General features: G+C 46.4%; 7 protein-coding genes and 1 pseudogene. 5 read left to right on the plus strand and 3 right to left on the minus strand.

The genetic code is table 11. From position 1 onward, the window contains the following. The first annotated feature begins 555 nt into the window (after positions 1 to 555). The 5 genes and pseudogenes from DIT71_RS17355 to DIT71_RS18290 all read left to right on the plus strand — a co-directional run. A complete protein-coding gene (locus tag DIT71_RS17355; RefSeq protein ID WP_114614495.1) occupies positions 556 to 2,784 on the plus strand; it encodes a peptidoglycan-binding domain-containing protein in 2,229 nt (742 codons plus the stop codon). A gap of 153 nt (positions 2,785 to 2,937) precedes the next feature. Beyond that, entirely contained in the window at positions 2,938 to 3,429 is a 492-nt protein-coding gene (locus tag DIT71_RS17360; RefSeq protein WP_114614496.1) for a hypothetical protein, read from the plus strand. A gap of 78 nt (positions 3,430 to 3,507) precedes the next feature. Next, entirely contained in the window at positions 3,508 to 3,843 is a 336-nt protein-coding gene (locus tag DIT71_RS17365; protein WP_114614497.1) for a hypothetical protein, read from the plus strand. Positions 3,844 to 4,104: 261 nt separating this feature from the next. Then, positions 4,105 to 4,737, plus strand: a complete 633-nt coding sequence (locus DIT71_RS17370) for a hypothetical protein (RefSeq protein WP_114614498.1) — start codon at positions 4,105 to 4,107, stop codon at positions 4,735 to 4,737. Between the two features lie 255 nt (positions 4,738 to 4,992). Continuing rightward, positions 4,993 to 5,178, plus strand: a pseudogene (locus DIT71_RS18290) (IS3 family transposase); the annotation flags it as partial. Positions 5,179 to 5,194: 16 nt separating this feature from the next. On the opposite strand, the gene DIT71_RS17380 reads toward DIT71_RS18290, so the two are convergent. The 3 genes from DIT71_RS17380 to DIT71_RS17950 all read right to left on the minus strand — a co-directional run. Further along, positions 5,195 to 6,022 (minus strand): hypothetical protein, encoded by an 828-nt coding sequence (locus tag DIT71_RS17380; protein ID WP_114614500.1) that lies wholly within the window; start codon positions 6,020 to 6,022, stop codon positions 5,195 to 5,197. 304 nt (positions 6,023 to 6,326) lie between these two features. After that, entirely contained in the window at positions 6,327 to 7,250 is a 924-nt protein-coding gene (locus DIT71_RS17385; RefSeq protein ID WP_114614501.1) for an SH3 domain-containing protein, read from the minus strand. Further along, a partial coding sequence (locus DIT71_RS17950; protein WP_158538983.1) for a hypothetical protein occupies positions 7,247 to 7,529 on the minus strand: 283 nt, incomplete at its 5' end. The genes DIT71_RS17950 and DIT71_RS17385, both read right to left, overlap by 4 nt.

Here is a 7,529-nt window from a genome sequence, read left to right on the forward strand (position 1 = left end):
ACATGAACACTCCTTTGGCACAGTGTGCCTCTTTTTAGGAATGTCCGCAGTAACGGGGTAGAACCCCAACTACAATTTTTTTGCTGGCGCAGCGTGGGGCAATATAGATAGCCGAATGTAAACGAATGAAAAATATAGTGTAGTTTGCGCACCAAGGCACGGTGACCCGTGTACTTAAAAAATTGAATATGGTCTTATTCTGAAGGCCGTCTGCATTAAGCCACCGAAACCTGACAGCACGCAGGCAACCGCCAGGCCCGAGCACGAAACCGAAAAGGCGTCATGGAAAACTGTATCTGACGACCAGGAGCCGACGAAAGATAATGCAGAAAGGAAAAATAGCGCCTCTTCAGCCGTGCCTTAAGTTACTAGCGAGTGTTGATAATCTTGACGTAAGCCCTTTATTTGGCACTGCAAGCGATCGTCAACGCCGAGCAGGCCAACGTGTCAGGATCAACAAAAATGAACCTAATTCAGGGGATTAATCAAGATCCGCACTTTTCTAAAAAAATAATAAAAGCTCTTGATATCTAAAGCCTGAATTTGGAGAACTCAGTGAACCATGTTGAAAAACAGAGAATACTTGAAGCCGAACGTCGTACCGTTGGATTTAAAGGTGGATCGGATCCGAAATGGAAAAGATGGATTATTATCCTGCTCTGTTTGGAAGTTTTATACATCATCATCGAGTTCAGCTTTAACGCGGCACTGCTGAACGTTGCCAGTGGTGTTTTCCCGGATCCGGAAAGTCTGGACACAATTGAAATGGCAGGGCGCATCCTTTCAGGTGTTGGCTTTGGCTTTCTTGTGTACGGAATTTTTGCACTGAAGTACAAGGACCGAGTTTGCGATGTAAAAAGGCAGACGGTGATGCTATGCGCCATAATGCCGTTTGCTATTATGTTCATGTACGCGGCTCAAGAAATTCTTATTGAAGAGGTCCTTGTAGAGAACTCCTCAGACGAGGAACGCTTTGCGGCCACCTATTTGAACATGGTTCGCCCCGCGATTCGTAATGGAACGCTGATTCTGGAAGACGTTCCGATTACCCAGGAAACTTCTGACCGTCCTGAGAACAAAGCCTTTCTGGCCATTGCCGGGATGCTGATGGCATCCAACGATAAGGTCGTCGATCGAATTCCCCGCGAAATTGAGAACATTGTGGGTGCGATGGTTCATCGAAAGGCACTTGAATCACAGGATGAGGTTTATGACGGGTATAAGGAGGTCAATCAAAGAATCTATGATCTCTACATAAATTATCGCGATGGCATGTCCTCTATGCCTGAAAAGATCAATAAGGCTATGGACGAAATGAAGGCTTCCGCTTTCTACCATGATCTCGATTCGCAACTGTCTCAGGCTTACACCAGCTATGCCAGCGGTGCCAAGTCGGTTTACGAGGCTATAGGCTCGAAAACATTTTTCTATCCTTATTATGTTGCGGGTTCCTGCAATACAAGATTAACGAATTATTTTCCGAGCACTTGTCGGGCCAGTCTTGAGAAGAACGGAAAGATCTATTATGAAAGAACGGGATCCAAGCTTGATGTTTACAAGTTTTGCGATATCCGAAGAATCAATCACGGAGCATGTGATTGGAGTGCTGAGCGCGTTGGTCGGATCGTGTACTCGGATTTGACCGCAGAAAAGCGTCGAACCTCCCCAATCCCACTGACGGTTAAAGGGATTCCTCTGAGATTGAATAAACGCCAGTTTTACCAGCATGAAGGCTTCGCAGAAAACTTTGGTAAAAAGTACCACAAAGGCATCACGTTAGAGGCGAAAGATCTGGTTCTTCGGTCATCGGGTGTTCCGAACATCGAGGCATCGGTACGCAAAGCGCTGACCCGAAATATAAAAGAATCGTTTGTTGAGGCCGCAAATCAGCCTTTCACAACGGATTATAACGATATCAAGTATGGCATGAACGTAGACCAATTTATCCGCACAGCCAGTGTGCAATCCGCCTATCGATCTGTATTGGGCGAAGACAGCTCAAGTATTTTTATTCAGAAAGGACTACGTGAAACAGAGTTTCTTGAGAAAGTATTGCTTCCCATGTCCTGGAATACCGTTGCAGATCAGTTGGACGGCATTCCGAAGTCGATCAATGAAATGGTTCGCAATAAAGCGATGACCGAGCAGGGGAAAGATGCTGTGCGGGCTATGTTAGTGCCGCCTATCGCACTCGTACTGAGTCTGTTTTTCTCCCTCTTTACACTGTCCAAGGTATTTCACCACCTGGCCGCACTTCAGTACATAAAGCATCCGAAGACGTTCCCCTTGAAAAATATAAAAATGGGAATCACGGGCACATTCCTTATTGTGGTTATCAGCTTTCCGTTCCTGCTACCTGAAAACCCGATGGTTAAGACCGGCATCATTGAAGCGGCAACCGGTAAAGCGGACGATGATGCAAAGCCCAATAGATTGGTCACAATGGCGATGAACTGGATGATGCGAGCCGAGCCCGCCATTTATCCAATCAGTAACGCTTTCATCGGTTTCCCGTTGGCTCCATTTCACAATTACCATGATGCCAATGCGCAGGACTTGGGCACTGAGGATGCCGGCAGGGTGAAGGTTCTCAAACTGATCAGTTCGTTATCGGTATCGCAGGTTCAACGAAAATTGAACGATCGTGGATACGACGCAGGCCCAGTCGATGGCTTGATGGGCGGAAAGACAATGCATGCTCTCAAGAGATTTCAGCGGTTAAACAAACTTCCCGTAACAGGAGTTATTGATGCAGAGACCTCCATGGCTCTGATGAAAAGATAGACCTGTAGGGAAACGAAAAAACGGCACAGGTCTACGTGCGTTATTTTTTATGAAATAGGCTTGTAGATAACTCTGTGGAACTGCCCTTACAGATATCCATCGAGGCGGTTGCCGATTTCGATATTAAAGCGATTCAGCACACACAGGAAAATTATGATTTCATTTATGATCGTACGGTGGGGAGTGCCTGTATTTGGTGGCGTCATGCTCTACATGGTAGTGGGCCTCTGTCTTGGTCTTTTTGCCCCTGGGGTTATGTCCGGAATCATGGGTTCTATCAATGGTTTTTTTGACTTTATTTTTTCGCAAGTGAGCTATTTCATTCCTCATGACATGTACATTGCAAAAGAGGAGTGGATCACGGGAAGTGCTGAAACGGGTGGGATTTTAAGGACTCATTATACCGAATTTGGGCGTACGTATAATGAAATGCACGACTGGTTTACAGGACTTCCAACGTATGGCAATGCCCTGGTCGGAGCCTCAATTGCCTTTTATTTTGTGTTCGAGATTATCGTGTTCACGCTTCTTGCAATATCGACCGTCAGAAGGGGCGGTAAAGTGAACCTTAACCAAGGCACGGAGATGATTACGCCTGAAGCCACCGATGGCTCCTGGGTCATGGGTGGTCGTAAGAAAAAGTAGCCGACTGATTCTTCGGAATGACTGCTGCAGAGAGCTGCATAAATTCTGAATCTTAAACCTTTAATAAGGAAACATTAAATGACCATCGCTCCCAACCATCGCTCGCTGGTTATGGCTGCCAAACTTATTGCAGTTGCTCTTGCCGCGACTTGGTCTATCCAAGCCATCGCTGATGAGGGACGGAAAATCAGTACTGAGAAAGCTACGATTATATCGGACAGAGTGGCGATTGACCGGGTAAATGTCGTTACGGAAACTGCTGACGGAGAGGCAATCAAGATCACCCTCACTTTTCTACAGATCTTCCCAAAAGCCAACCGTGAATACGTCTGCCTTGCTGCCTTGGACAGCGGAAAAGTTCAGGACATGGACTGTTTTCCGATAAAAACCAGTCTCACGCCCATCATGTACTGAGTCTGGCTCAAAATCAGCCCCTACATAAAGCAAATAGAAGGAGGAAACCGCAGCTGGATTGAGATAAAATTAGCCACGGGTAAACCTTCTTAAGCCTCTTTTTAGGCGTTATTTGAGTTACTAACTTTATATTAATGGATTAAACAAGGTTCGCCTTTTAACGAGTAGTTCGAGTTGGCCTGAACTCGTACCGAGCCGGAAATGCGTTACATGTAAACTATTTTAGTTTACGACGTTGGACAAAATAACTGGTGATATTAAATGGAAAGCTTCAAGTATAAAGACAAAGAAGTTGTTTTTGAGACCTTAACAGGCGAAGTGCTCGACGCTGACAGACAGCAAGAGGTCAGTATCACCTCTAGTGGTGGTGGCGGCTATGTTGGCCCTAACGGGGGCTATGTGCGTGCGCCGAAAATCAACTCCCAGGTTAGCACTAAGCAGACCCTTTGGATAAAAACAGGAGAGGGGAGCGAGCAACCCGTTCATATAAAAAACGCTGACATTGCAGTGAGGCCTGGCCATACAATTAGCGCTGTCGTTGGCACGAGCGACGGTCGTAGCGAATATGAGACTCTTGCAGTCATTAATCACACATCAAATAGCGTATCAATCGTGGTAACAAAGGATGAGTTGTCGAAATTTCTTGGTAGCCTTCTGATTCCCGGATTGCTCTCCCTCCCTATCGGACTCGTCGGAGCCTCCGTTTTTGGTTCATTGGTAATACCAAGCGATATGTCAGTCTTCGGTGCCATCGCTCTGCATGTATTGAGCTTTTTTGCCTGCCAAGTCGGAAGCGTTTATCTCATGTCACGCGGATTTATCAAAGCGTCCAAGGACCTTTGGTCGCATATGAACGATTTCGTGAGGACCGCGGCCGCAAAAGGAATTAGCTAACCGCTTGAATAACGGGTCATAGTTTAATTGCCGTCGAGCAATTATTACAAAGCGCCAAAGAGCTCTGAGTTTTGCGCATAATCGACACGGCTTTTTCCAACAGACGGAAAACTCTTCATGAGAGAAATCTTTCCGGACTCAGAAAAGTCCATGGGGAGTGTATTCGTTAGCAGGCTCTTGCTTGCTCAATAAGCCCATCACTTGATATGCAAAAGCAACAAGCTCACTACAGAACAGACTGGTTGTATCGCATACATTTTCCGGGGTCTGAAATCTGAATGGATACCGGCCCTGGGATATCCGAATCTGCCTGAGGCCAAAAAAGATGTTGGTGGCTATCTGATGGACTATTACAACCGGCAGCGACCTCACACATTCAACGATGGCATCCCGCCCATTGCAGCTGAGGAAAACCTTAAAATATTGTCCGGGATTAGTTGACCACTACAAAGAAGGCTTAAGGCTTCCTCACCACCTGAACCCCAGGCTGAATTAAGCCTTTGATAAAGGGAATTACAAGGTAGCCCTCGGTCGGGCAAGGCATCTTGACCGAACGATCCCGGAACATTTTCGTATACAGGGCAGCAACCTCGACCCCATTCACTTGCTCCATGCCGTAAAATGTCTTGCAGGACGCCTCGATGACCGCTGCAATATCCCAGTAGGCAAACATCGCGGTCTCACCGCTTTTCTGATCCACCAGGCCTCGCTTGGCAGGAGCGCCAAATCTTTGAACAATGGCATCGTATTCAGCCTCACGCTGGTCATTGTGAAACGAATTCATGACGACCTGCATACCATGATCGGCGGTTTCCGGGTCAACAACACTACCCTCAGCCATTATATCTGGCCAGAAGACATCGATCTTGCCGATGAGGGTCGGAACAACCACGAGCGCTCTACCTAGGTCTTCTGACAACTGATCGACCGTTTTGAAGAAATTCTCGCTACGCTCAACCGTAATGGCTCGCACTTCTTCAGGGATGACCGGAGCTTTAGCAGGCTCAGATGATTCAAAGCCAGTGACCGGATACTTGCCGTAGTTGGGAATCTTGATTTCACCCAGCTGGGTGGTTCTTGAATTGGCTTGGCCATGCCAGGCGAAGCCAATCATCAAATCTGCCAAAACGATTGCAATGGCCCACACGCCAGCTTCTTTACCGTCCGAGGCGAAATTGAAATTCAATCCCAGAACCAGCCACATCACAAAGACCATGCATGGTCCAGCGTAAAAGAACACCCAGACCGGATGCAGACCAGAAACAACCAACAAACGTGTAAACATACTACTATTCCCTTGCTTTTTTAGGTCGGCTTAAAAAAAGCTTTTATAGCCAAATATGGTTCTTTTAAATTTGTTGTTATGCCGGCTAGAACGGATTTTAAAAATCAAGATTTAAATCGACAATACGTTGGGGCGGCTAAAAACACTGTCTACGCGAGCTACTTTTAAGAGTAAGACTTGGAAACCAAAATGATACCCCATCCATTTAGTGAGACAATCAATATATTCAATAATGTGTGATTGAAACACTTGGGCCATATATAGTAAGTTGCCCTTACTAAACGACTTCAAAATGCTTTTCAATCTATGATTTATATTTCCAGCACATTTCGTAAATTTTTTCCGAGATGAAAAGGTCCGGGTCTTTATGGACTTCACGTCCTCCAGATAGCAAAGAGATTTTAACTTCGCTGGCGACTATTTCCTCGATATTATTAATCTCTGTCTGATTAAGGTTAATTTTCGCGGCAAGATCCAAATAATATTTAGTGCCTTTTCGCAACAACTGGTTCTTACAATCCTGGGCTGCGATACCATCGAAATTATCGGTATTCCTTTGACCCTTCCCCGAGTTTTCAGCACCCGCCACACTTTCACCAGTCACGTCGGCATCCAATTCTTCGACAGGCTCTGGGCTTTTTTTGGTAGTAAGATAAGAGATTGCGTCCTGGGATTGGGAACTAACGTCCGTAGGTAAGACCAAGCTTTCGTGGATGTAGCCATTTCGGCCGGATTGAAGAGTTATATATAGCCACGCCTTATTTTCCAGTTTTGAAATTACGGAAACTGTCTCACCAGGCCTCAGCTGTGCAATCACCTTATTACCCTGATGAGTTCCTGGTGAGCGTCTTACGTTAGCTACAGAATTGAGGTCGGGCCGAACCACAAAACCATTGTCGCCAGCATTTTTATGATTAAGCTTTGCTGCGGAAGATTGGTTTCCAGACTCCGTCTGTGCAACCACCTTATTATGCAGACCAGTTTCTGGAGAGCGCCTAACGCTCGGTGCAGACTTTTGATCGCGCCGGACCTGAAGCTGATTGCTATCGCTGGCTTTCCCATTCAGATCGACGAAAACAACCCGGTTTTCAAGGATCTTTTCGCCTACAACATCCACGACTGGCAGATTTGTGAGCAAGTCCCCTAGCCCGCTACCCCAACCAGCGTGAGCTTGACCGGCCTGTAAAAGACAGAAGATGGCGGTTAAAACCAACAATAGCTTACTCATTCTTCATCATCTCCAAGACCGATTGCTCCTGCCATCTGCGCAGCTAACTCTAGAGCACCCTCTTCCTGGAGCTTTAGCTGATCACTTATCAGATCGGTCAGGACCCCAAGTGCTTGCGTTATTTCATCGGAAAAATTGTCAACCATGTAATCCAGGAGAACATCCTCGGCGACCCCCTTCGTAAAGTCGTTTACCAAGTCGTCAAATTCTTGGAGGACCTTACGAATAGAGTCATCGTCAGTTAAAACAGGTGCTGTTCGCTGCGTAACCTGGGGGGGG

Origin of the sequence: Marinobacter vulgaris, assembly GCF_003344045.1 — a bacterium.
Classification (GTDB): domain Bacteria; phylum Pseudomonadota; class Gammaproteobacteria; order Pseudomonadales; family Oleiphilaceae; genus Marinobacter; species Marinobacter vulgaris.